Raw genomic sequence first — 22,514 nt, 5'->3', positions numbered from 1 at the left:
TTTCCTGTGCCATCACATCAACTTAAAAATATCAGTTAAATGTTGGCAAAACCGGACGATTGGCGAGAGAAGCGCTGACCACTTGCTCTACACGGGTACGCAGAGCACCTTCCAGTGGCAGACGCGGTGCACGCACGCGGTCATTGGAATCAATGGCTAATGCTTCTACCAGTTTGATGTTTTGTACCAGGTAAGTAGAGACATCCAGGTCCAGCAAAGGACGGAACCAGCGGTAGATATCCAGCGCTTCGTTATAGCGGCCAGCCTTGATGAGGCGGTAAATGGCGACTGTTTCATGCGGGAAAGCCACAACCAGACCAGCTACCCAGCCAGTGGCACCAGCAGTCAATGCCTCAAAAGCCAGGTTATCTACGCCAGTGAACAAGTCATAACGACTACCCAGACGATTGATGATTTCTGTAGTGCGACGGATATCATCAGAAGATTCTTTTACTGCCACAAAACGTGCGTCATCAGCCAGCTCTTCCAGCATGTCTGTTGTCACATCAACGCGATAAGCCAGGCGATTAGAATAAATCATGACAGGCAAATCACCGGCAGCGGCAATGCTGCGCAGGGTTGCTACGGTTTCACGGTGATTAGTGTGATAGATGGTGCTAGGCACAACCATCAAGCCATCGGCACCAGCTTTGGCGGCTTTTTCAGCCAGGGCACAGGCATCACGTGTTGCTGCCTCGGCGACGGTCAAAATGGCAGGCTTGTTGCCTGCCACTTCTTTCGTCAATTTCAGCACATCAATACGCTCGGCATGGGATAACAAAGGGCCTTCGCCCAGAGAACCGCAAGCGATCAGACCATCACAACCGGCATCCATCAAATAACGGAAACAGCGCTCCATTTCCTTGAAGTCCAGCGTATCGTCCTGGTTGAATTTTGTTGTAACTGCGGGAATGACGCCTTGCCACATGATATTTGCCTTGTCTCCGGATAAAACCGGTCAATTTTTGAAAATCAATCAAAGAACCTGATGCTGACAAATCGCGAAGAAATCGATCACAGTAAATATAAGCTATTTGCAAACTTATTTCACGCGCTGCCAGATTCGAACATGACAAAGTGTAAGCCCGCAAAGAGGCCCAGTCTTGATGTTTGTATGCATTTTGAAAGACGAAATCGGCACAGTCGATTATTACTGCGCGACAAGGGTAAGCCGGGACCAGCAAGGTGCAGCAGGCAAGGAGAAACTACCTCTCCTTGCCTGGCAGATGAAATTTAATTAACTACTATTGGGTATCAAGCAAGTGCTGAAAGGAAAAAAGCACCTACCAAAGTAATCATCACTCCTGCATACCGTGGCAATGTACTGGTCAGCATCTTTTGAGCCGCATTGCTGGCAAACCAGCCAGCGGCATGAATAAGTACCGTCGCCAGCACAAAACCGGCACCATACAACACGGCAGATTCATACACTGGCATTTCCTGCCCATGTGCATAGCCATGCGCCATGGCAAATACAGATACCAAAGCCACTCCTGCACTAACAGGCAACCTGACTGCAAAACTGATCAACAAACCAAGAACAAGCACTGAAGTTGCAATACTGTGTTCTACACCAGGCAAAGCTATGCCAGCAAGAGCTAATGCCCCGCCAACGACCATCATCAAGGGGAAACTGGCTGGTATCAACCAGGCACGCCCATGTTTTTGTTGCGCCGCCCAGATACCTATTGCCAGCATGGCCAGCAAATGGTCGAACCCGGTAAATGGATGGAGAAAACCATCCTGCAGGGCATTCATGGAATGCAGCACACTGTCATGCGCCATAGCTGGCAATGAAATCATGGCACTGTCCAAGGCTGCGACCACATACAGGCAACGCAATTTATTAAGTTTCATATTTAACTCCAAATCCAGATTGAAAATTAGTTTTTAACTTCGTCCAGCATGCCTTGCTGACGAATGAAGCTGACCACTGCCTCCAGCCCATCACCGGTACGCAGATTGGTAAATACAAAGGGGCGTTCGCCACGCATGCGCTTGGCGTCTTGTGCCATGATGTCGAGATTGGCACCTACATGTGGTGCCAGGTCGGTTTTATTGATGATCAGCAGATCAGAGCGGGTAATGCCTGGCCCGCCCTTGCGCGGGATTTTTTCGCCACCGGCTACATCGATGACATAGATGGTCAGGTCTGAGAGTTCAGGGCTGAAGGTGGCTGCCAAATTGTCACCGCCAGATTCCACCAGGATCAAATCAAGGTCAGGAAAATCTGCGCTCATGCGGGCTATGGCTTCCAGGTTGATGGAGGCATCTTCACGTATGGCGGTGTGCGGGCAACCGCCTGTTTCCACACCCATCAAACGCTCGGCAGGCAAGGCATCTGCACGCAGCAGGATTTCCATGTCTTCCTTGGTGTAGATGTCATTGGTGATAACGGCCATTTCATAATGATCTCGCATGCTTTTGCATAGCATTTCACAGAGTGCAGTTTTACCGGAGCCGACCGGGCCGCCTATGCCTACGCGTAAGGGATTTGGTTCTGGTGAGCTTAAATTCTGGGTGTTCATTTTTTCTTTTCCTGTTTTTAATTTTTATGACCGGTACAAGCGGCTGTACTGCACTTCATGCTGCATGGACAGCAAAGACAAACCTGGGGCCCAGTTCGATAATTGATTATCTTCCAGCTCTTGCGCCAGCCTTGCAGCTTTTTCCAATTCTGGCCGTAGCGACAGCAATAAGCGTTGTCCTGACACCTGACCAAGGGGAATGGATTTCACCCCTACCAGCACCTGATTCTCTGCCCATGAGAACAACATGCCAAGCAAAACCGATTCTGGCGGCACCTGCAAGGCAACTGCTGCGGCTGCCATGGCCGTTGGCAAAGGCAATTCATGCTGTGCCAGCAATATCGCCAGTAGCTCAGCATCGGCAATCTTCAGGTCGCTCACCAGTTTGCCCAGCGAGTAACCCATCTGTATGCTCTCTGCCCTAAACTCTGCCGTATCCCTGGCGGCAATGAACAAACTGGTCCAGTGCGATACGGCGGCCAAATCCCTGCCCACAAAAGCCTGCAACAAGCGCCACAGTACCGGTGCTTCAAAGCGGGCCACCACTTCATGCAGGCAATTGATGATCCATTCCCTGGCTGTGGCTTCGTTGCGTACCAGGCCCTTTTCTATAGCCGCTTCCATCCCTTGCGAATAGCTATAGGCACCGATGGGCAAAGATGGGCTGGCCAGTTGCAAGAGGTGAAGTAAGGCCGCAGATTGCATGCTCAAGCCTTGTTGTCTGAAGGACGGTGTATGCGCTGGCGCAAAGGTATCGGTGCCAAGGGATTATGCGGATGCCCATCATCGCCACCATGATGATGTCCACCACCATATGCTCCAGATTCCGGCTCAAAACTGGCCTGCTCTTCAGTGACGACTGCGCCCAGACCTTGTAGCATTTCCTTTAGCACCGGGTCTTTGCGTATGCGCAAAAAACCGTCGCCGACCTGCGCCTGGGTATGCCGGTTACCCAAATGAAAAGCACAGCGCAATAAATTGAAGGCAGTATCACATTCCACTTTATAAGTAGGTTCAGCAGCGGCAATGACTTCAATCACGCGGCCATCATTACCCAGCATCAGATCGCCATGGCGCATGACTGTACCGCGCACGGTGAACACGGCCACATCTTCACCACTAGCCAGAGTAGCGCGCAAACGGCTTTTTTCGCGCAACTCATACGGCAAAACCAGTTGCCCGGCGATGCTGTCGGCAGTCTCTATCTTTGTTTGTAATGTCAGCATTGTTTAAAATAAGAAATAACGTTGGGCCATGGGCAGGATTTTTGCCGGTTCACATACCAGCAATTCGCCATTGGCACGGACTTCATAGGTTTCGGAATCGACTTCCATTTTCGGCGTCAGGCTATTGTGTATCATGTCCTTCTTGCGAACATGGCGCGTATTCTTGACAGCAATCAGGGTCTTGTTAAGCTTCAGTTGTTCTGCCAGCCCAGCATCCAACCCCGCTTGCGAGACAAAGGTGAACGACTTTTTCAATCCCCCGCCAAAGGCACCAAACATCATGCGGTAATGCACAGGTTGTGGTGTTGGTATCGATGCATTCGGGTCACCCATCTGGGCAGCGGCGATCATGCCACCCTTGATGATCATCGATGGTTTCACGCCAAAGAAAGCGGGCTTCCACAAGACGATGTCGGCAATCTTGCCCACTTCCAGTGAGCCTACTGCATGGGCAATGCCATGGGTCAGCGCCGGGTTGATCGTATATTTGGCGATATAGCGTTTGACACGGAAGTTATCGTGACGCGCATTATCTTCTGCCAGCGAACCACGCTGTTGCTTCATCTTGTCTGCCGTTTGCCAGGTACGCATGATGACCTCTCCAACACGGCCCATGGCCTGGGAATCGGAAGACATCATCGAGATGGCACCGATATCATGCAAAATATCTTCAGCCGCTATAGTTTCGCGCCGTATGCGTGATTCAGCAAAGGCAATGTCTTCTGCAATTGCCGGATCCAGGTGGTGACAGACCATGAGCATGTCGAGATGCTCATCCAGGGTATTGACGGTGTATGGGCGGGTAGGATTGGTGGATGATGGCAGTACATTCGCCTCACCCACCGCAGCAATAATATCCGGCGCATGGCCACCGCCCGCACCTTCGGTATGGAAGGTGTGGATAGTCCTATCCTTGAATGCCGCCAGGGTGTGCTCCAGAAAGCCGCCTTCGTTCAGCGTGTCACTGTGGATGGCAACCTGCACATCCATATTGTCAGCCACGGTCAGGCAATTATCGATGGCTTGTGGCGTCGTGCCCCAGTCTTCATGCAACTTCAAACCTATGGCGCCTGCCCTGATCTGCTCTTCCAGCGGTAAAGGCAGGCTGACATTGCCCTTACCCAGAAAACCCAGGTTCATGGGAAACGCATCTGCCGCCATCAGCATGGAATGCATATGCCAGGGGCCAGGCGTACAGGTGGTTGCTGCCGTGCCAGTTGCCGGGCCCGTACCACCACCCAACATGGTAGTGACGCCACTCATCAACGCTTCTTCTATCTGCTGCGGGCAAATGAAATGGATGTGTGAATCGATGCCACCAGCGGTCACGATCTTGCCTTCACCGGCAATGATCTCGGTTGCGCCACCAATTGCCATATCAACGCCAGACTGTATGTCTGGGTTACCCGCCTTGCCTATGCAGGCAATCAAGCCATTTTTTATGCCGATGTCGGCCTTGACGATACCCCAGTGATCAATGATGACAGCATTGGTGATGACGGTATCCATGACTTCAGCATGTGGCCTTTGCGACTGGCCCATGCCATCGCGTATCACCTTGCCACCACCAAACTTCACCTCTTCGCCATAGATGGCAAAGTCTTTCTCGATTTCTATGAATAGATTGGTATCTGCCAGACGGATGCGGTCACCCGTGGTTGGTCCAAACATTTCAGCATAAGCATGACGTGAAATTTTCATAGCGCCCCCATGACTTTACCGCTAAAGCCATAGACTTTTCTGTCACCCGCCAAAGCCACCAGCTCTATGCTGCGCTGCTGCCCCGGCTCAAAGCGGATGGCCGTGCCAGCGGCAATATTGAGGCGCATGCCATAGGCAAGTTGCCGTTCAAATTGCAGGGCAGGATTGGTTTCATAAAAATGGAAATGTGAGCCCACCTGTATCGGCCTGTCGCCACTATTTGCCACAGTAATGCTGACAACGGCACGGCCTACATTCAGTTCTATGTCCCCATCCTCTATCAGGGTTTCGCCTGGTATCATGGTTTTCTCCTAAGGAATGGGGTGATGAACGGTAACCAGCTTGCTACCGTCCGGAAAAGTCGCTTCGACCTGGATATCAGGAATCATTTCCGGCACGCCTTCCATGACATCGGCACGACTGAGAATTTGCGTACCTTCCGACATCAGTTCAGCCACCGTGCGGCCATCACGCGCACCTTCCATGATGGCGGCGGTGATCAGGGCGACTGCTTCCGGGTAATTCAGCTTCAGGCCACGCGCTTTGCGTCTCTCTGCCAGCAAGGCAGCAGTAAATATCAGCAACTTATCTTTTTCTCTGGGTGTCAGATCCATATCTTCTTTCGCTTATTGTCTGTGCTATCACCAAACTTATTATTTATCGCCCTTTGCAAAATAACAAGCAAGTCCACATAGGTGACAGACCAACGCTCTAAAAACATTATAAAAAGCAACACAGCAAGTTTCGAACCAAGGGCAAATAGCCTGGATTACCGGAATGCGCACCAAAAAAAGGCGTAAATTCACCAAGTTAGTGCATTTCAAATAAACGCAGATAGCGCGAAAATAATTGGAACTTTCAAAGCCTCTCAAGGTAATACCTTAAAACAACCTACAAATAAACGTGGATAACCAAGAGACAGATTCCAGCTTGCTGACACAAATGCGCGACGGTGATGTTGCCGCATTTCAACGCCTGTACCAACGCCATCAGGGACCCATCTATCGCTATGCCCTGATGCGTTGTGGCCAGGCAGCGCTGGCAGCTGACGTAGTTCAGGATGTTTTCATGGGTTTGCTGAGCAAGTCTTACCGTTATGACGCAGGCCTGGGCAGTTTGCAAAATTTTCTGTTTGGCATAGCAAGGAATTTATTGTTGAAACAGGATCAGGCAGAACGCCGCCACCAACCCTTGCCTGAATTTGGCGAAGAAGATGGAGAAGAAGTTTTGATGAGTGAAACGACAGAACCGGCGGACGTCATCTTCCATCAGCAAATGACTGAACATGTGCGGCAGGCAGTCTCGGTGCTGCGCCCTCACTACCGTGATGTGATTATTTTGTATGAATTGCAGGAACTGTCATATGCAGAGATAGCCGTGATTTGCGACATAGATATAGGGACAGTGCGTTCACGCCTGTCACGGGCGAGGGCCGCGATATTGCAATACAGCGAAAGACTGGGCTGGCGACCCGACGCAACAGCAAAAACTGGAACACAGAGATGAAAGACCATATGAATACCCCACAGGACGCCAGCAATGCAGATGCCTTGCTGGATCAGCAGTTCGGCCTTTTGCGCAAAGATTTGCAGGAGCTGAATACGCCCGCGGCTATAAAGCAGACTCTATTGCAAGCATTCGCCAAGCAACAGGTCAAGGATAAAAAACAGGCCCGCAGCAAACGCTTGCGCCCGTGGATGGCAGGTTTGCTGACGCTGAGTGGCAGCTTTGGTCTGGTCATGCTGACGGTCATATTCTCGGCATCGCAGCATCAATTAACGCCGGACAGCAGCGCAGTTTCAAACTCGGAACTGCCTCCCTTTGTCGCCCTGGTGCCGATGGAACGTCTGGAAGAAGGTACACCGCACATGATGGAAACTGAAGTGCCAGCTGCGTGGCTGGCCAGTTTGGGCATGCCTGTTAGTCCAGAAATTGCTGGGGAAACGGTGCGGGCACAGATGCTGGTGGATGAGGAAGGCTCACCTTTGGCCATGCGCCTGCTCAAAAATTAATGTGCATCTGATTAAGCAAAATTTTTAATTTCGACATTGTTTTTTTATTTCAACTACCTTTCACCATGAATAAGAGGGAAACATCATGACTATCAAACTTCCAATATTGGTCCTTTTGAGTTATTCATGGACTGTGGTACAAGCAAATGTCATCAACGACAGTCCGGCACCAGTTGCGCCAGAAGAAAAACAAACACGCCTGCAACTTGAAGTCCATCGCGTTACTCCGCTTGCCCCCATGCCACCTGCTCCACCGATGCCACCTTTAGCACCTATGCCTCCAATGCCTCCAATGCCTCCAATGCCTCCAATTCCTGTCATGCCAACCATGCCGGCAGTTGTAGCATTGGCCGACTTACCCGAGGCTGGCACCATTAACAAAACTATCTCAGATGCAATGAGTGCAGCAAGAAATGCTAGCGATGCCATGAACGCTGTTTTCTCAGGCATGCAGGACATGCATATCTCCAACACGATTAAAAATGCGGCATACAGCGCAGAAATCATTACCGAAAAAACACAGACTTTAGCTGACGGCAATCAGATCAGCAATAAAACTTCCAGTTCGGTCTATAGAGACAACGCTGGCCGCACTCGCTATGAAGTACGCGACAGCAAAGGGAACTTATCGCAAATTCTCATCACTGATCCGGTGGAGAACTCACGGTACATCGTCATCCCTGAAAGAAAGACCGTCACCAAAGTGATGCTGGCCAAAACACCAGACGGGAAAGTCATCGCCCCAAAAGAGAAACAGGAAGGAAATACAGGCCGGATTTATCTACAAACGAATGATGATGAAATCATTATCAAGACATTGAAAAAGAAAACTGATGATAAATCTGAAGGCAACAAAGAAGCACGAGAAGAAATCAAGGTCATTAATGCAAAATCTGCCAGCTATGTACCAGGACCTCATACTGCTTACATTAGTGCAACCGACAATCTGATTAACATCATAAAAACCTCGCCCCTCCCGACTGCGTTCATGGACACTCGCTGGAGTAACAAAACAAGCACTAAAGATATGGGCACAAAAGAATTCGATGGCGTTCGTGCAGAAGGGAAAATGCGTTCTTATCAAATCCCTGCCGGAGAGATCGGCAATAAAAATCCGATTACTGTCAGTTCTGAAGCCTGGTACTCCCCCGACTTGCAATTAACCGTTCTTATCAAGCAAAGTGATCCTCGCACCGGTGAATGGAGCTATCGTCTGAACAACCTGAAACGTACGGAGCCAGCCGCCAATCTGTTTACTGTTCCGGAAGGATACACCGTAAGAAACGTCAACCTGGCACAAAAAATCGTTATTGAAAAACGCGAAGAAAAGAAACCCTGATCCCTCTGGCCAGCCGGGCCGTTTTGCAGGGCTTGTGAGTGGACAGGGCCAGGATTCCCGACCTGCCCTGCCACTCTTTTTTAAAGTTGCTTGCCAATATTACCGGGATTGGTTATAGTTTTTCCATGCACGCAATTCCCCATCCCCTGCTGAGCAAGAACTTATGCGCAATTAATGCCGCATCTGCTGTCGTGCGCACGATTGCGCTGCCTGCTGCTTCCATCTGCGACATTTCCATTATTCGAATTATTCCGGGTCGTTAAGCTACGGCGTATGCCGGTGCCTGGCGGCCCTTCAGCTCATCCTATTTTGATGTCTTGAGCGCTATTGCTGTCGCTTATTATTGTCACTTATTGTTGTGACCATCGCGCTCACGCCTTCTCCGATTTTTTCTGCTGATTTCTATTCTGGAGTTTTTATGTCCCATGTCGCCACAGACAGGCCTTTGCACGCCCCTGCGTCCTTATCATCCGCCTTATTGAGGCCAGGTTTTCCTTATCCTTCGCTGGCAGATATCCGCAAGACTGCTGCCAGTTTATCCCAACAGGTTTTGCATACCCCTGTCTGGCACTGGCAAACCGGGTCTGCCCTGGACAAGCTGGAGCCTGATACTGAAGTCTGGCTAAAGCTGGAGTTATTCCAAAAAACCGGGACTTTCAAATTGCGTGGGGCGTTGAATTGCATATCTGCGCTGGATGCAGATGCGCGTGAGCGTGGCGTGGTCGCTGTCAGCGCAGGCAATCATGCGATGGCGGTTGCCTATGCAGCCAAGCTGGCGGGCGTGTCTTGCAAAGTGGTGTTGCCACGGCATGCCAGCCCTACCCGCATCAAGGCTTGTCGGCAGGATGGTGCAGAAGTAATACTGGAAGCGGACATGCATAAGGCTTTCGCGCTCGGACAGCGTATTATGGAAGAAGAGCAGCGCACCATGATCCATCCTTATGATGGACCGTTGACTGCACTTGGCACTGCAACAGTGGGGCTGGAACTGATGCAGCAGGTGGTGCAACTCGATGCTGTGATCGTGCCTATCGGTGGTGGCGGTCTATGTGGCGGCATTGCTTCTGCAGTCAAACAACTGGCACCACATTGCGCCGTCTATGGCGTTGAACCCTATGGCGCAGATGCCATGTACCGCAGTTTCCAGTCTGGCCAGCCTGAGAAGTTAAAGGAGGTCGACAGCATAGCTGACAGCCTGTGCGCACCGTATGCTATGGATTACAGTTTCAGGGTATGCCAGCGTTTTGTAGATGAGATTGTCAGGGTCAGCGATGATGAAATCTGTACAGCGATGTCGGATTTATATCATGACGTCAAACTGGTGGCTGAACCTGCGGCAGCGGTTGCCACGGCAGGCTTGTTTGGCCCTTTACGTCAAAGGCTTGCTGGCAAACGGGTGGCTGTGATTGTTTGCGGCTCCAATGTCGATCCTGCCAGATATGCAGAATTGCTTGCCAGGGCCGGATCATCAGCGCATGGGCTGGCTGCCTGATCTGAGAATCTGGACTACAGTTGGAAAGTAACTGCTCAGTTTGCAACAGGCATCACATGCCTGATATGCAAAGCCTTGCAATGCCCTACAATAGGGGTTCACTCGGGCATAAACATATATGGATTTTACTTTTACCGTTCCATGCCTGTTCACTGCATGATTACTCATGATTACTAACGGAATTGCATATGCAACAAGGCTGGCTGACAGATTTTTTTCGTCAAAACGATAGTTTGATGGTGTTTGTCAACGTCTTGCTGCAGCAACTGGGCTTGCCTGTGCCTGCAGTGCCGACCATGATGTTCAATGCCAGCCAGGCCACGCAGTCCGGGCAATTGCTGGTGTTGTTGATGGCAGCGGTAGGCGCTTCGTTGATTGCTGACCTGATCTGGTACCAGGCAGGCAAGAAGTTCGGCTACAGCGTACTGAAGTTTTTATGCAAGATGTCGATCAACCCAGGGTCATGCGTGAACCAGACAGAAGCACGTTTCCTGCGCTGGGGCGTATGGTCGCTGGTGGTGGGTAAATTTATTCCCGGCTTTTCTACCGTGGCACCACCGGTAGCCGGTGCTTTGGGTATGCCCCGTACTTCTTTCATGCTGGCTTCTGCCGCAGGTGCAGCTTTATGGGCAGGCTTGGCTTTGCTGGCAGGCTTTGCCTTGCAAGCGCAAATTGAAGCTGGCCTGGTATTTTTGTCGGCCCAGGGCATACGTATTGCTGTCATTTTCATTGCCCTGGTATTGAGCTGGCTGGTCTGGAAATTCTGGCAGAAGAAACGCTTTGAAAAGCTGGCGTCCATACCCCATTTCAGTGCGACTGAAATGTCAGATACATTGAAAACCAGCGCCCTGCCCCATATCATCGATTTGCGTAGCCCGGCGCTGATAGCAGAAACCGGTACCATACCGCATGCCATGGTCAGCGAAGTCAAGCAGGTTGGCGATGCGGCCAAACACTGGTCACAAAATGAAATGATCATCACCATCTGCGCATGCCCTGGTGATGCAGGTGCAGTACATGCAGCGCATACCCTGAGGCAGTTGGGCTTTAAGGATGTCAGGCCATTTTCAGGTGGTTTTGATGCCTGGCAAGAATTGTCTGCCCAGCACCCGCACTTGCTGGTCAAAGCCTGAGCAAATCATGCCTTTTGCAGCAATGCTTGCAGTTCCTTGACCAGATGATCAAAGGTAGTCCGGTAACGCTGGCTGGACCGTAAATCTTCATGCATGACTACCCAGACCGGAAAGTCGATTTGAAACTCATCTTCCAATACGCGTTGCAGGTAGGTGTGCTGCCTGGCTAAGCCAAGCTGGCAAATGCCTATGCCATAACCCTGGCGTATGGCGGAAAACTGCACCAGATCGCTATCAGCACGCAAGGCAAAGGCTGCACGCTGTATCTGCGGATAACGTTTTTGCAAAGCCCTGATATAGGGAAACTCCCGGTCAAAACCTATCAGACTATGGTTTTTCAACGCGTCCATGTCGGCTGGCATGCCGTGACGTGTCAGATAATCTGCATGGGCAAAAAATCCCAGACTGATCATGCCCGCACGGCGTGCGATCAATGCATCCTGCAAGGGTTCGGTATTGCGTATGGCAATGTCTGCATCACGCTTGAGCAAATCCTGAGTGTGGTTGGATATCTGTAATTCTATGCTCAGTTCAGGATAGTCTTGCCGCAAGCCTGCCAACATGCCTGGCAATATCTCTACCCCCATCACTTCTGATGCGGTAACGCGTACTGTACCCCTTACCTCATTTGCCTCCGCTGACACGCTGCGCAGCAAGGCACTTTCAGTTGCCCGCAAGCTTTCTGCATAAGGTTTCATGGCCAGCGCGGCAATGGTGGGCGACAGGCCAGATTGATTGCGCACAAACAGACTCGTACCCAGAGCCTGTTCCAGTGCCTCGATATGCCGCCCTACCGTAGGCTGCGTCAAGCCCAGTGCACGGGCAGCGCCTGATAGCGAACCCTCTTCCAGCACCGCGAGGGCAGTACGGTAGTAGTCCCAGTGGATATTCTTATCATCCATACAGAAATGTATATCACCTATGCAGTTTTAGAGAATTGTATATAGCTTAGCAAAGATACACAATGGCTACATCAACCAAACATTAAGGAGTAGCAAAATGAACCAGCAAACTTCCAGCAACATCCAAAACAACACTCAAGCTAATAAGCAGGCCCTGGTATTGGGTGCAACTGGTGGCGTAGGTGGTGAAGTCGCACGCTTGCTGATGCAACGCGGCTGGCAGGTCACTACCCTGCACCGCAATCCAGATCAGGTGAAGGACAAAACGGCAGCGCATATCTGGATGAAAGGTGATGTCATGGTGCAAGATGATGTAGTGCAGGCTGTGGCCGGGAAATCTGTCATCGTCCACGCTGTCAATCCGCCTGGCTATCGTGACTGGGAAAAACTGGTACTGCCTATGATAGACAATACGATCGCAGCAGCCCAGGCCAGCGGCGCACGCATACTGCTGCCTGGCACGGTTTATAACTACGGCCCCGATGCCTTCCCGCTGATTGCAGAAAACGCGTCGCAATTCCCCATCACCAAGAAAGGGAAAATCCGGGTAGAGCTGGAACACCGTCTGCGTCTGGCAGCCAGCAAGGGTGTCAAATCCCTCATCGTCAGGGCCGGAGATTTCTTTGGTCCCAAGGCAGCCAACAACTGGTTTTCACAAGGTTTGGTGACACCGGGCAAGCCAGTGAGTGTAGTACGTTACCCTGGCAGTGCTAGCGTTGGTCATCAATGGGCATACTTGCCTGACGTGGCGGAAACCATGGTGCGCTTGCTGGAACGCGAAAAAGAACTCGGTAATTTTGCCCGCTTCCATATGGAAGGCCATTGGGATCATGACGGCAAGCAAATGGTCGCAGCAATTGGCCGTGTCACTGCTCAGCCAACATTGAAGGCAAGCTGGTTCCCATGGCCTGTCTTCGCTCTTCTGGCACCTTTCCAACAGACTTTGAAGGAAATGCTGGAAATGCGTTACCTTTGGCGTACAGAAGTCAAAATGTCGAACCAGGCTTTGGTAGACTTTTTGGGTGAGGAGCCACGTACACCGCTGGATGTGGCAGTTCGATCCAGCCTGGCAGGTCTGGGTTGCATCAAGCGTAATGCAGGTTACGAATCAAGTGTTCCAGATGCGCGGAATTTTGGCATCACGCCCAATCACGACAGGGCGTAAATGCAGCCACACCAGCTGTAACCAAAGCCGGGCAACTTCGCTGGAGTTGCCCAAGTAGCGTGCAACAATGACAGATTTCATTTGCGTGACACCACACATGGCATCCGCTTCACGCTCAGACAACAAGGCCGATGTTTGTTCACGCAATGCCTGCAATTGATCCCCAGACACCATGGCCCCAGAAGCCAGCACCATCGCCGACACGGATTTGCCATTCAAACCCAGTGGGCTTTGCATGGCAGCGCTGCCACCTTGCAAACTGCCCTGTTCATGCCAGATCATTTTGTCTTCACGATAAATGCTGCAATGCTGCTTTATTCTGCCGCTGTTATAGGTTTCGCCAGAGGCAGTGCGGCCAAAGCAAAAAATATCAGCCGCAATCAGCCTCGCATCTGCCGCAAGGTGTATGGTCTGGTGCAAATCGACACAGGCATCGTCAAAAAAGATGGTTTCTTGCGGCAGCCATTCCAGCCTGGCACCCGCATCAAGTTTTAGATTGATATGTTGTGCGGATATATAGCCATTACTGCGATACCATTTCGCCGCGCCTGGTGTCGTTATCAGTGCATGCGTGTCAGCAGCCAACTTCACATCGACCTTTAACTGGTCGCCACCGACTACCCCACCTGGAGGGTGAATGATGATGGCATGGCACACCTCATCCCCTTCAGGATACAAAGGCTTTTGCACACGCAGGGGGCCATTGTGCTTACGTTCTGTCAGGCGCGTGACATCACCATCCTTGCTAAAGCCCAGTTGCAGGCTGGCTTGCCAGTGTGATTTTGTGGCACTTGAAGGTAATGCCGGACTGCAGACATCCATATTCAGCTAGCGATAGGTAAAGACTGCACTATACCGCCAGATGCCGCTTGACGTCATCACCATCCATCAACTCCTGACCACCATAGGCAACCACTTCACCGCGCGACAGCACGACAAAATGATCTGCCAGTTCACGGGCGAAATCGAAATACTGCTCGCACAGCAGGATACCAATATCACCTCGTTCACGCAGCAGGCGAATCACACGGCCTATATCCTTGATGATGGATGGTTGTATTCCCTCAGTAGGTTCATCAAGGATGATGAGTTTGGGCTCAGCCAGCAAGGCGCGGGCAATGGCAAGCTGTTGCTGCTGTCCCCCGGACAAATCACCGCCGCGCCTGTGCAGCATTTCTTTCAGTACAGGAAAAAGTTGATATACCTCATCCTTGATCTTGCCCGCCTTGCGTGCCGGCAGATTGGCCATGCCCATGAGCAGGTTTTCTTCTACGGTCAGGCGCGCAAAAATCTCACGGCCTTGCGGCACATAGGCAATCCCTGCCCGGGCTCTGTCATGCGGCGACAGTTTATTGATGTCGCGGCCTTCAAAAGTGACGGCGCCTTCGGTAACAGGTAATACACCCATCAGGCATTTCAGCAGGCTGGTTTTACCAACGCCATTACGACCAAGCAGGGCCATACATTCCCCTTTTTTAAGCGAGAGTGAAATGCCACGCAAGGTATGACTGGAACCATAGTGCTGATGTAATTGTTTGACTTCAAGCATGCTCAACTTTCATTAGCGTCCCAAATAGACTTCGATGACACGCTCATCTGCCTGTACCTGTGACATGGTGCCCTCGGCAAGTACAGACCCCTCATGCAATACCGTTACCTTGCCCTGCTGGGCAATTTCAGTAACGAAACCCATATCATGTTCGACTACCATGATGGAATGCTTGCCACGCAATTCATTGAGCAATTCGGCGGTACGCGCAGTTTCTGCATCTGACATACCAGCCACCGGTTCGTCGAGCAAGATCAGTTGTGGTTCCTGTATCAGTAGCATGCCTATCTCCAGCCACTGCTTTTGACCGTGTGATAGCAGACCAGCCTGCCTTTGCTCTTGCCCATCCAAGCGTATCAATTGCAGGATGGCGGCGATTTTGTCTTTTTGTTCGCTGTTCAAGCGGGCAAACAGGGTGGTCTTGACGCGTTTGTCCATTTTCATGGCCAGCTCAAGATTTTCAAATACGCTGTGTTGTTCAAACACTGTCGGTCGCTGGAACTTGCGGCCTATGCCGGCATGGGCGATATCCACTTCGCTCATGCGTGTCAGGTCCATGGTCTGGCCAAAGAATGCAGTGCCAGATGTGGGCCGGGTTTTGCCGGTGATCACATCCATCATCGTAGTTTTGCCAGCACCATTGGGGCCGATGATGCAGCGCAGTTCACCCACCGAGATATCCAGGTTCAGATTATTAATAGCCTTGAAGCCATCAAATGAGACAACGATGTCTTCCAGATAGAGGATGGCACCATGGGTGGTATCTACTCCCTCCGATTTGATACGGCCATAAGACACGCCTTGGTCACCGGTAGCACCCTCGTACTGCTGCCCTGGTCGCAACACGCCGCTCATCATATAAGAAGTCATGCAGGCTCCCGCTGTTTTTTGAATTTGCTCACCAGGCCCAATACGCCTTGTTGCATGAACAAGGTCACCAATATGAACAGCAAGCCCAGGGCATACAGCCACAGGTCAGGGAAAGCCGTAGTGAACCAGCTTTTGAGGCCATTGACAGTAAATGCACCGATGATAGGGCCCAGCAAAGTACCGCGCCCGCCGACTGCGGCCCAGATCACCATTTCTATGGAATTGGCTGGTGACATTTCAGACGGGTTGATGATGCCCACCTGTGGCACATACAGGGCACCAGCAATACCGCAGAGTATGGCGGACAAGGTCCAGACAAACAGCTTGAACCACAAGGGGTTGTAGCCGATGAACATCAGTCGCGATTCAGAATCACGCACAGCCTGCAGCACGCGGCCTAACTTGGAAGTGACTATCCAGCGGCACAGGAACAAAGATGACAACAAGATCAGCAAGGTGATCAGATACAGCGCTGCCTTGGTGCCAGGTGCTGTGATGGTAAAACCCAGAATACGCTTGAAGTCGGTAAAGCCGTTATTGCCGCCAAAGCCCGTGTTATTACGGAAAAACAGCAGCATGAAGGCAAACGTCATGGCCTGGGTGATGATGGAGAAATACACACCCTTGATGCGGGAACGGAAGGCAAAGAAACCAAAGATAAAGGCCAGCACCCCAGGCACCAGCACCACCAGTGCCATGCAATACCAGAAGCTGTCGGTCATCGCCCAATACCAGGGGTAAGTTTTCCAGTCCAGGAAGACCATGAAGTCAGGCAGATTGCTTTGATAGACACCATCACGGCCAATCGCACGCATCAGGTACATGCCATGCGCATAGGCACCCAGTGCAAAGAATACCCCGTGTCCCAAAGACAGAATCCCGGTATAACCCCAGACCAGATCCAGCGCCAGCGCAGCCAAGGCATAACACATGAACTTGCCAACCAGAGCTATCGTATAACTGGAAATATGCAAGGCATGACCAGCAGGAAAACTCAGATTAAGAATGGGTAGCAATACAGCTATCACCGCACACACCAATATGCCAGTCCATGCAGGCCTGGAAAACAGCCCCTTTGCTGTAGCAAACGTTGCAGTTGTAGTCATAGTCGCACTCATTCCACACTCCTGCCTTTGAGCGCAAACAAGCCTTGCGGTCTGCGTTGTATGAAAATGATGATGAATACCAGGATGACGATCTTGGCCATGACGGCACCCGCCACTGGCTCCAGAAATTTATTCACTTCGCCCAGGCCAAAAGCCGCAATCACGGTACCCGCCAACTGCCCTACCCCACCCAGCACCACGACCATGAAAGAATCGACGATATAGTTTTGCCCCAGGTCAGGACCGACATTACCTAGTTGCGACAAGGCCACACCACCCAGACCTGCAATGCCCGAGCCCAGTCCAAAAGTCAGCATGTCTATCTTGCCAGTTGCCACACCTACGCAATCAGCCATGCGGCGATTCTGTGTCACAGCACGCACGAACAAACCTAGACGTGTCTTGTTCAGGATCAGCCAGACAGCCAGCACGACGAACAAGGCAAAGAAGATAATGATGATGCGGTTATAAGACAACACCAGCGAACCCAGCACAGTTATACCGCCTGACATCCAGGAAGGATTGGCGACCTCGACATTTTGCGCACCAAAAATCGAGCGTACTGTCTGCATCAGTATCAGGCTGATACCCCAGGTGCATAACAGGGTCTCCAGTGGGCGACCATATAACCAGCGTATGACCGTTCTTTCCAGCAAAATACCCACGGTGGCAGAGACCAGAAAGGCGGCAGGCAGCGCCATCAATAAATAGGCATCCACAGCACCCGGCATGAATTTACGGAACAGCATCTGGCAGACATAGGTGGTGTATGCGCCTATCATCAGCAATTCGCCATGCGCCATATTGATGATGCCCATCAAGCCAAAGGTGATTGCGAGACCCAGTGCAGCAAGCAGCAGCACGCTACCCAGCGATACTCCATAGAACAGATTGCCTACAAATTCCATGCGTGCCAGGCGGCCATCGATGGCATTCAATGTATTGGCGGCCTCCAGGCGTATGCTGGCATCGGCTTCGTTGTAACTGCCATCGGGATTTTGTGCCAGCATCTTTTGCAGCACAGGTTTTAAATTGGGATTGGGGCTGTCCAGCAAAGCCTTGACTGCCGCCTTGCGCACCACCGGATCACTGGCCTGCAAATTGGCGGTGGCAATCAGCATTTGCAGACGGGACTTGATTTCGCTATCGTTTTCTTTCAGATAGGCTTTGTTCAGCAAGGGCAATTGTTCTGGCGTTGCTTCTTTTTCCAGCGCAGTGGCGGCGACGAGGCGGGTATTCTTGTCCGGTGAAAATAATCTCAGGCCTGACAGCGCACTATCCAGCGCGGCACGCAGGCGATTATTGATGGTGATCGCCTCGGCATCATCCGGCAGTTTTTGTATCTTCCCTGTACTAAGGTCTTTTGCCTGTTCACCATCGACCAGATAGACGACGTCCCTGACAAACAATTGTTCATTTTTGAGTGCAGTCAATATTTCCACAGCCTCTTCATTACCCAAGGCTGCAATGGCATTGACGGCGGCAATACGTGCATCAGAATCTTCACCCGCCAGCGCCTGCAAAAGCTTGCCATCGATAGCCGCATGCGCTGTCAGACTGAACACGAACAAGACTATGCTCGCGCAGATTTTACGAAATATCATAAGCAACCAGGTCAGGGATGGGAAATCCGGAACAGCACTCAGGGCAATTGATGTGAAAGCCCTGAGTGTCTGCATCAATCCTTAAACACTTCTTGAATTACAGTTTCTGCTTGCCTTCATTGCCCGGGATGAAAGGGCTCCATGGTTGCGCACGGATAGGTGTCTTGGTTTTGTAGACCACGCTGAACTGACCATCAGCCTTGATCTCGCCTATCATGACTGGCTTGTGCAAGTGATGATTGGTTTTATCCATCGTCAATTCAAAACCAGATGGCGCCTTGAAAGTCTGCCCGCCCATGGCAGCAATGACTTTGTCGGTATCGGTAGATTTGGCTTTTTCAACGGCCTGCTTCCACATGTACATGCCTACATAAGTCGCCTCCATAGGGTCATTGGTGACCACTGTTGCGGCATTAGGCAGTTTTTTGGCGGCTGCATAGTCTTTCCATTTCTTGATGAACTCAGTATTCACCGGGTTTTTCACAGACTGGAAGTAATTCCAGGCAGCCAGATGACCCACCAATGGCTTGGTATCTACACCGCGCAATTCTTCTTCACCGACTGAGAATGCGACGACAGGCACATCTGTTGCCTTCAGGCCAGCGTTACCGAGTTCTTTATAGAACGGTACGTTGGAGTCACCATTGATAGTGGAGATGACCGCAGTCTTGCCACCCGCAGCAAATTTCTTGATATTGGCAACGATGGTCTGGTAATCAGAGTGCCCAAATGGGGTATACACTTCATCGATGTCGGTATCCTTGACACCCTTGCTATGCAAGAAGGCGCGCAGGATTTTGTTGGTGGTGCGTGGATACACATAATCTGTGCCCAGCAAGACAAAACGCTTGGCACCGCCACCCTCTTTCGACATCAGGTATTCAGTGGCTGGAATAGCTTGCTGGTTAGGCGCCGCGCCTGTGTAGAAAACATTTTTCTCCAGCTCTTCACCTTCATACTGTACCGGGTAAAACAGCAAGCTATTAAGTTCCTTGAAAACGGGCAATACTGATTTGCGTGATACCGAAGTCCAGCAGCCAAACACCACGGATACCTTGTCTTGCGACACCAGTTGGCGGGCCTTCTCTGCAAACAGCGGCCAGTTGGAGGCCGGATCTACGATCACCGCTTCCAGCTTTTTACCCATGACACCGCCCTTGGCATTGATTTCATCTATCGTCATCAGGGCCACATCTTTGAGAGATGTCTCAGAGATTGCCATAGTGCCAGACAGGGAATGCAGAATGCCGACCTTGATGGTATCGGCGGCCTGTGCCTGCGTGAGCCAGCCAGAAGCGGCCAGGGTCATTGCGGCGACAGCAGTTGCTTTCAAAACAGTACGACGTGACATGTTTTCTCCTGATAGTGGTGAGGTCATGGAAAGAAAAACCGAACTTCCATCAGGATAGATAGCAGATAACGTGCCAACTACCGCATTGCAACAAAACCAGAATAAAACCCAATTTGGTGAAAATTACGAGACAGCAGATTCTCCCTGCAATAAAATCCACATTCCAGTGCATGCTTGCTCTTAATTTGTGCAGAAAGAAAGACTAAAAGCAAATGACCTTATTCATGGTTGTGCAAATTTAGCCGTTTCAAAGTTGGTAACAAGTCCCTAATAAGGGCTGCTACTTCTGTAGCCTTCGTCTGTAATAAAAAATGCGGCGCATCAAACTCATGCAGTAGTGTCGCAGGCAGATAGTCGCGAATATCGGTATAAGCAGAAAGTGGGACCAGCCTGTCTCGCCTGGCCTACAGATAATGCCCAGGCACTTTGATACTGGCAAGCTTGTGCCTGTTATCGATCAACAGCACACAACGCATTCTCGCTTTCAGCACCTTTGGTAAAACTGTTGCCAGCGCCTTGACTAATAACTCACGTAGCTCCAGAGTTGAGAATTTACCCAAAAGAAAATAATTGAGTGCTGCCATTGGAGCCGCTGCCAATGGCAGGAAAGGCAGCAAATACCTGAAATCCGCAAGCCAAGGTTTTGGATTAGAGGCAAAGCTGGCACAAAGAATCAAACCGAGTAAGCCTTGAGGACGGCTGGCTGCAATGGAAATGGCGATGGGGCCAGAAAAGGATTCGCCCAGCAAGATGTAGTCTTCATCTAAAGGAAGGTAAAAACGCGCCACTGTTTCCAGAGTTGCGTAATCCAGTACCTGATCAACAGGATAACTGGCAACGATCAGTTTGCAATACCCACCCAAGGCCTTACGCAATGGCTCATAAAGAGTGCCTGTGCCATCCATGCCAGGCAAAAGAACGATGGTCATCATGCTGGCAATCATAGCAGCCCAGGAACCACCATGCAGCATCAGTGCATTTTGGGGTATCCGGTAATTTGCTGTATCTCTTTATATAAGGGCTGGAGACGGGCGTACATTTTTTGATAGACGCGGTGATACAGCTCATTGTAGATCTGATGATGGTGGGCAATAGGCTCGAAGGTTTTGCCTATACGTGTCATCTCTTTGATAGCAACATCAAAGCTGGGGTGCAAGCCCAACCCCACTGCCGCATCAATGGCGGCACCCAAGCCGGATGTCTCGTAGATATGCGGGCGTGAAGTAGGCAAGCCAAAGATATCAGCCGTCAATTGCATGGCAGCGTCACTTTGCGAACCACCGCCAGAAATACGCAATTCAGTGATTGCTACACCGCTACGCTTTTCTATGCGTTCTTTGCCTTCTCGCAAGGCATAAGCCAGTCCCTCTAGGATAGCGCGATACATGTGTGCACGCGTGTGCACGTCACCAAAACCGATGATGGCCCCTTTGGCTTCAGCACCTGGAACCTTGATACCAGGCGTCCAGTAAGGTTGCAGCATCAGGCCCATGGAGCCTGGTGGTACAGCATTCACCAGTTCATCAAACAAGGCCTCTGGCAAGACACCCTGCTCTGCCGCCTGCAGTTTTTCATGATGACCAAATTGTTCCTTGAACCAGTTGACCATCCAGTAACCACGGAATATCTGTACCTCGGTACTATATGAATTGGGTATTGCCGCCGGATATGGCGGTATGAAGGGTGTCACTTCAAGATATTTTTTGCTGGTGGTATTGATGGTGGCCGTCGTGCCATAACTGAGGCAACCGATATTAGGCTGCTGGCAGCCAGCGCCTATCACTTCACAAGCCTTGTCCGCTGCGGCAGCCAGCAAAGGTGTTCCAGCGAGTATGCCGGTTGCTGCCTCAGCCGCCTGACTGATGTGTCCCATGACCGTGCCGGGCGGCACCAGCTCAGGCAAGCTTTCAGCCTTTACCGCTAATGCCTGCCATTTCCAATCCAGCTTGCCTGCCCATTTCAAACCCTTGTAGTCAAATGGCAGATAACCGACTTGCGAACCTATGGAATCAATGAAATTGCCGCACAAGCGATAATTCAGGTAGCCAGACAGCATCAGGTATTTATCCGTCTTGTCCCAGATATCAGGCTGATGCGCCTTGATCCAGTTGGCTTCTGCTTCACCGCGAAAGAAATTGATGGTGCTGGCAACGCCTGCCAGTTTGAAGGCTGTCATCCACAAGGGGTTAACAGATGGGACTATATCCGTGCGCCTTTGATCCAGCCAGGTAATTGCAGGCCGTAGGGGCTGACCCTGTTTATCCAGATTGATCATGGTGCCGCGCTGGGTGGTCACGGCGACACCGTGTACACTCGATGGAGAAATTCCAAGCTCATTCCACAAACGCTGACAGGCTGTGCACACTGCCTGCCAATAATCTTCAGGATGATGCTCGGCCCAGCCAGGTTGATCTGAAAAATAAGCTTCGAGATGTACCTGGGACTTGGCGATAATATTGCCACGCAAATCAAACAGGATAGCCCTGACGCTTTGGGTGCCATTGTCTATGGAGAGGATATATTGTTTGGACATGAT

The 22,514-nt window shown here is 51.1% G+C and carries 23 protein-coding genes; 6 read left to right on the top strand and 17 right to left on the bottom strand.

Annotated elements, in window-relative coordinates; all coding sequences use genetic code 11:
• Positions 1-31: 31 nt before the first annotated feature.
• From ACO0LL_RS04650 to ACO0LL_RS04615, 8 genes are all read right to left on the bottom strand, one after another.
• Positions 32-928 (bottom strand): dihydrodipicolinate synthase family protein, encoded by an 897-nt coding sequence (locus ACO0LL_RS04650; protein WP_422949723.1) that lies wholly within the window; start codon positions 926-928, stop codon positions 32-34.
• 326 nt (positions 929-1,254) lie between these two features.
• On the bottom strand, positions 1,255-1,857 hold the full coding sequence (locus tag ACO0LL_RS04645) for a HupE/UreJ family protein (protein WP_422949722.1): 603 nt from the start codon (positions 1,855-1,857) through the stop codon (positions 1,255-1,257).
• Positions 1,858-1,883: 26 nt separating this feature from the next.
• Positions 1,884-2,528, bottom strand: a complete 645-nt coding sequence (ureG, locus tag ACO0LL_RS04640; protein ID WP_422949721.1) for an urease accessory protein UreG — start codon at positions 2,526-2,528, stop codon at positions 1,884-1,886.
• Positions 2,529-2,552: 24 nt separating this feature from the next.
• On the bottom strand, positions 2,553-3,233 hold the full coding sequence (locus ACO0LL_RS04635; RefSeq protein ID WP_422949720.1) for an urease accessory protein UreF: 681 nt from the start codon (positions 3,231-3,233) through the stop codon (positions 2,553-2,555).
• 2 nt (positions 3,234-3,235) lie between these two features.
• Positions 3,236-3,754 (bottom strand): urease accessory protein UreE, encoded by a 519-nt coding sequence (gene ureE / locus ACO0LL_RS04630; RefSeq protein ID WP_422949719.1) that lies wholly within the window; start codon positions 3,752-3,754, stop codon positions 3,236-3,238.
• Between the two features lie 3 nt (positions 3,755-3,757).
• Positions 3,758-5,455: an urease subunit alpha gene (gene ureC / locus ACO0LL_RS04625; protein ID WP_422949718.1), complete on the bottom strand. Its 1,698-nt coding sequence runs from the start codon at positions 5,453-5,455 to the stop codon at positions 3,758-3,760.
• Positions 5,452-5,757, bottom strand: coding sequence for an urease subunit beta (locus tag ACO0LL_RS04620; RefSeq protein ID WP_305260214.1), 306 nt, complete (start codon positions 5,755-5,757; stop codon positions 5,452-5,454). The genes ureC and ACO0LL_RS04620 overlap by 4 nt, the downstream gene beginning before the upstream one ends.
• Positions 5,758-5,766: 9 nt before the next feature.
• Positions 5,767-6,069 carry an urease subunit gamma gene (locus tag ACO0LL_RS04615; RefSeq protein ID WP_110253278.1) on the bottom strand — a complete coding sequence of 101 codons (303 nt, stop codon included), beginning with the start codon at positions 6,067-6,069 and terminating at the stop codon, positions 5,767-5,769.
• A 289-nt stretch (positions 6,070-6,358) separates the two neighbouring features.
• Here ACO0LL_RS04615 and ACO0LL_RS04610 point away from each other — a divergent pair, with 289 nt between their 5' ends.
• The 5 genes from ACO0LL_RS04610 to ACO0LL_RS04590 all read left to right on the top strand — a co-directional run bounded on the left by ACO0LL_RS04610 (position 6,359) and on the right by ACO0LL_RS04590 (position 11,431).
• Entirely contained in the window at positions 6,359-6,961 is a 603-nt protein-coding gene (locus tag ACO0LL_RS04610) for an RNA polymerase sigma factor (protein ID WP_422949717.1), read from the top strand.
• Positions 6,958-7,467: a hypothetical protein gene (locus ACO0LL_RS04605; RefSeq protein ID WP_422949716.1), complete on the top strand. Its 510-nt coding sequence runs from the start codon at positions 6,958-6,960 to the stop codon at positions 7,465-7,467. The genes ACO0LL_RS04610 and ACO0LL_RS04605 overlap by 4 nt, the downstream gene beginning before the upstream one ends.
• A gap of 85 nt (positions 7,468-7,552) precedes the next feature.
• Positions 7,553-8,806: a hypothetical protein gene (locus ACO0LL_RS04600; protein ID WP_422949715.1), complete on the top strand. Its 1,254-nt coding sequence runs from the start codon at positions 7,553-7,555 to the stop codon at positions 8,804-8,806.
• A gap of 418 nt (positions 8,807-9,224) precedes the next feature.
• Complete coding sequence (locus ACO0LL_RS04595) at positions 9,225-10,298, top strand: threonine ammonia-lyase (protein WP_422949714.1); 1,074 nt, start codon at positions 9,225-9,227, stop codon at positions 10,296-10,298.
• Between the two features lie 188 nt (positions 10,299-10,486).
• On the top strand, positions 10,487-11,431 hold the full coding sequence (locus ACO0LL_RS04590; protein ID WP_422949713.1) for a VTT domain-containing protein: 945 nt from the start codon (positions 10,487-10,489) through the stop codon (positions 11,429-11,431).
• Positions 11,432-11,436: 5 nt separating this feature from the next.
• On the opposite strand, the gene ACO0LL_RS04585 is transcribed toward ACO0LL_RS04590, so the two are convergent.
• Positions 11,437-12,333: a LysR family transcriptional regulator gene (locus ACO0LL_RS04585; protein ID WP_422949712.1), complete on the bottom strand. Its 897-nt coding sequence runs from the start codon at positions 12,331-12,333 to the stop codon at positions 11,437-11,439.
• Between the two features lie 97 nt (positions 12,334-12,430).
• On the opposite strand from ACO0LL_RS04585, the gene ACO0LL_RS04580 reads away from it, so the two are divergent.
• Positions 12,431-13,498: an NAD(P)H-binding protein gene (locus ACO0LL_RS04580; protein WP_422949711.1), complete on the top strand. Its 1,068-nt coding sequence runs from the start codon at positions 12,431-12,433 to the stop codon at positions 13,496-13,498.
• Here the strand turns inward: ACO0LL_RS04580 and ACO0LL_RS04575 are convergent.
• From ACO0LL_RS04575 to ACO0LL_RS04540, 8 genes are all read right to left on the bottom strand, one after another.
• On the bottom strand, positions 13,442-14,320 hold the full coding sequence (locus ACO0LL_RS04575; RefSeq protein WP_422949710.1) for an urease accessory protein UreD: 879 nt from the start codon (positions 14,318-14,320) through the stop codon (positions 13,442-13,444). The two genes, ACO0LL_RS04580 and ACO0LL_RS04575, sit on opposite strands and share 57 nt — an antisense overlap.
• A 28-nt stretch (positions 14,321-14,348) precedes the next feature.
• On the bottom strand, positions 14,349-15,047 hold the full coding sequence (gene urtE / locus ACO0LL_RS04570; RefSeq protein WP_422949708.1) for an urea ABC transporter ATP-binding subunit UrtE: 699 nt from the start codon (positions 15,045-15,047) through the stop codon (positions 14,349-14,351).
• 12 nt (positions 15,048-15,059) lie between these two features.
• Complete coding sequence (urtD, locus tag ACO0LL_RS04565; protein WP_422950011.1) at positions 15,060-15,902, bottom strand: urea ABC transporter ATP-binding protein UrtD; 843 nt, start codon at positions 15,900-15,902, stop codon at positions 15,060-15,062.
• A gap of 11 nt (positions 15,903-15,913) precedes the next feature.
• Positions 15,914-17,023 (bottom strand): urea ABC transporter permease subunit UrtC, encoded by a 1,110-nt coding sequence (gene urtC / locus ACO0LL_RS04560; RefSeq protein WP_422949707.1) that lies wholly within the window; start codon positions 17,021-17,023, stop codon positions 15,914-15,916.
• 8 nt (positions 17,024-17,031) lie between these two features.
• Positions 17,032-18,627 (bottom strand): urea ABC transporter permease subunit UrtB, encoded by a 1,596-nt coding sequence (urtB, locus tag ACO0LL_RS04555; RefSeq protein WP_422949706.1) that lies wholly within the window; start codon positions 18,625-18,627, stop codon positions 17,032-17,034.
• Between the two features lie 97 nt (positions 18,628-18,724).
• Positions 18,725-19,978, bottom strand: coding sequence for an urea ABC transporter substrate-binding protein (gene urtA, locus ACO0LL_RS04550; protein ID WP_422949705.1), 1,254 nt, complete (start codon positions 19,976-19,978; stop codon positions 18,725-18,727).
• 404 nt (positions 19,979-20,382) lie between these two features.
• On the bottom strand, positions 20,383-20,910 hold the full coding sequence (locus ACO0LL_RS04545; protein ID WP_422949704.1) for an alpha/beta fold hydrolase: 528 nt from the start codon (positions 20,908-20,910) through the stop codon (positions 20,383-20,385).
• Positions 20,911-20,948: 38 nt separating this feature from the next.
• Positions 20,949-22,511 (bottom strand): FGGY-family carbohydrate kinase, encoded by a 1,563-nt coding sequence (locus ACO0LL_RS04540; RefSeq protein ID WP_422949703.1) that lies wholly within the window; start codon positions 22,509-22,511, stop codon positions 20,949-20,951.
• Between the last annotated feature and the right edge of the window lie 3 nt (positions 22,512-22,514).

Origin of the sequence: Undibacterium sp. TC4M20W (assembly GCF_049340245.1) — a bacterium.
Taxonomy (GTDB): domain Bacteria; phylum Pseudomonadota; class Gammaproteobacteria; order Burkholderiales; family Burkholderiaceae_D; genus Undibacterium.
Note: the sequence above shows the minus strand (reverse complement) of the source record. Positions and strands in the feature narration are given on the sequence as shown.

Excerpts from the sequence above, each read along its gene's own strand:
- ACO0LL_RS04650 (WP_422949723.1), bottom strand. The coding sequence starts at position 928 with ATGTGGCAAGGCGTCATTCCCGCAGTTACAACAAAATTCAACCAGGAC.
- ACO0LL_RS04645 (WP_422949722.1), bottom strand. The coding sequence starts at position 1,857 with ATGAAACTTAATAAATTGCGTTGCCTGTATGTGGTCGCAGCCTTGGAC.
- ureG (WP_422949721.1), bottom strand. The coding sequence starts at position 2,528 with ATGAACACCCAGAATTTAAGCTCACCAGAACCAAATCCCTTACGCGTA.
- ACO0LL_RS04635 (WP_422949720.1), bottom strand. The coding sequence starts at position 3,233 with ATGCAATCTGCGGCCTTACTTCACCTCTTGCAACTGGCCAGCCCATCT.
- ureE (WP_422949719.1), bottom strand. The coding sequence starts at position 3,754 with ATGCTGACATTACAAACAAAGATAGAGACTGCCGACAGCATCGCCGGG.
- ureC (WP_422949718.1), bottom strand. The coding sequence starts at position 5,455 with ATGAAAATTTCACGTCATGCTTATGCTGAAATGTTTGGACCAACCACG.
- ACO0LL_RS04620 (WP_305260214.1), bottom strand. The coding sequence starts at position 5,757 with ATGATACCAGGCGAAACCCTGATAGAGGATGGGGACATAGAACTGAAT.
- ACO0LL_RS04615 (WP_110253278.1), bottom strand. The coding sequence starts at position 6,069 with ATGGATCTGACACCCAGAGAAAAAGATAAGTTGCTGATATTTACTGCT.
- ACO0LL_RS04605 (WP_422949716.1), top strand. The coding sequence starts at position 6,958 with ATGAAAGACCATATGAATACCCCACAGGACGCCAGCAATGCAGATGCC.
- ACO0LL_RS04600 (WP_422949715.1), top strand. The coding sequence starts at position 7,553 with ATGACTATCAAACTTCCAATATTGGTCCTTTTGAGTTATTCATGGACT.
- ACO0LL_RS04595 (WP_422949714.1), top strand. The coding sequence starts at position 9,225 with ATGTCCCATGTCGCCACAGACAGGCCTTTGCACGCCCCTGCGTCCTTA.
- ACO0LL_RS04590 (WP_422949713.1), top strand. The coding sequence starts at position 10,487 with ATGCAACAAGGCTGGCTGACAGATTTTTTTCGTCAAAACGATAGTTTG.
- ACO0LL_RS04585 (WP_422949712.1), bottom strand. The coding sequence starts at position 12,333 with ATGGATGATAAGAATATCCACTGGGACTACTACCGTACTGCCCTCGCG.
- ACO0LL_RS04580 (WP_422949711.1), top strand. The coding sequence starts at position 12,431 with ATGAACCAGCAAACTTCCAGCAACATCCAAAACAACACTCAAGCTAAT.
- ACO0LL_RS04575 (WP_422949710.1), bottom strand. The coding sequence starts at position 14,320 with ATGGATGTCTGCAGTCCGGCATTACCTTCAAGTGCCACAAAATCACAC.
- urtE (WP_422949708.1), bottom strand. The coding sequence starts at position 15,047 with ATGCTTGAAGTCAAACAATTACATCAGCACTATGGTTCCAGTCATACC.
- urtD (WP_422950011.1), bottom strand. The coding sequence starts at position 15,902 with ATGAGCGGCGTGTTGCGACCAGGGCAGCAGTACGAGGGTGCTACCGGT.
- urtC (WP_422949707.1), bottom strand. The coding sequence starts at position 17,023 with ATGACTACAACTGCAACGTTTGCTACAGCAAAGGGGCTGTTTTCCAGG.
- urtB (WP_422949706.1), bottom strand. The coding sequence starts at position 18,627 with ATGATATTTCGTAAAATCTGCGCGAGCATAGTCTTGTTCGTGTTCAGT.
- urtA (WP_422949705.1), bottom strand. The coding sequence starts at position 19,978 with ATGTCACGTCGTACTGTTTTGAAAGCAACTGCTGTCGCCGCAATGACC.
- ACO0LL_RS04545 (WP_422949704.1), bottom strand. The coding sequence starts at position 20,910 with ATGATGACCATCGTTCTTTTGCCTGGCATGGATGGCACAGGCACTCTT.
- ACO0LL_RS04540 (WP_422949703.1), bottom strand. The coding sequence starts at position 22,511 with ATGTCCAAACAATATATCCTCTCCATAGACAATGGCACCCAAAGCGTC.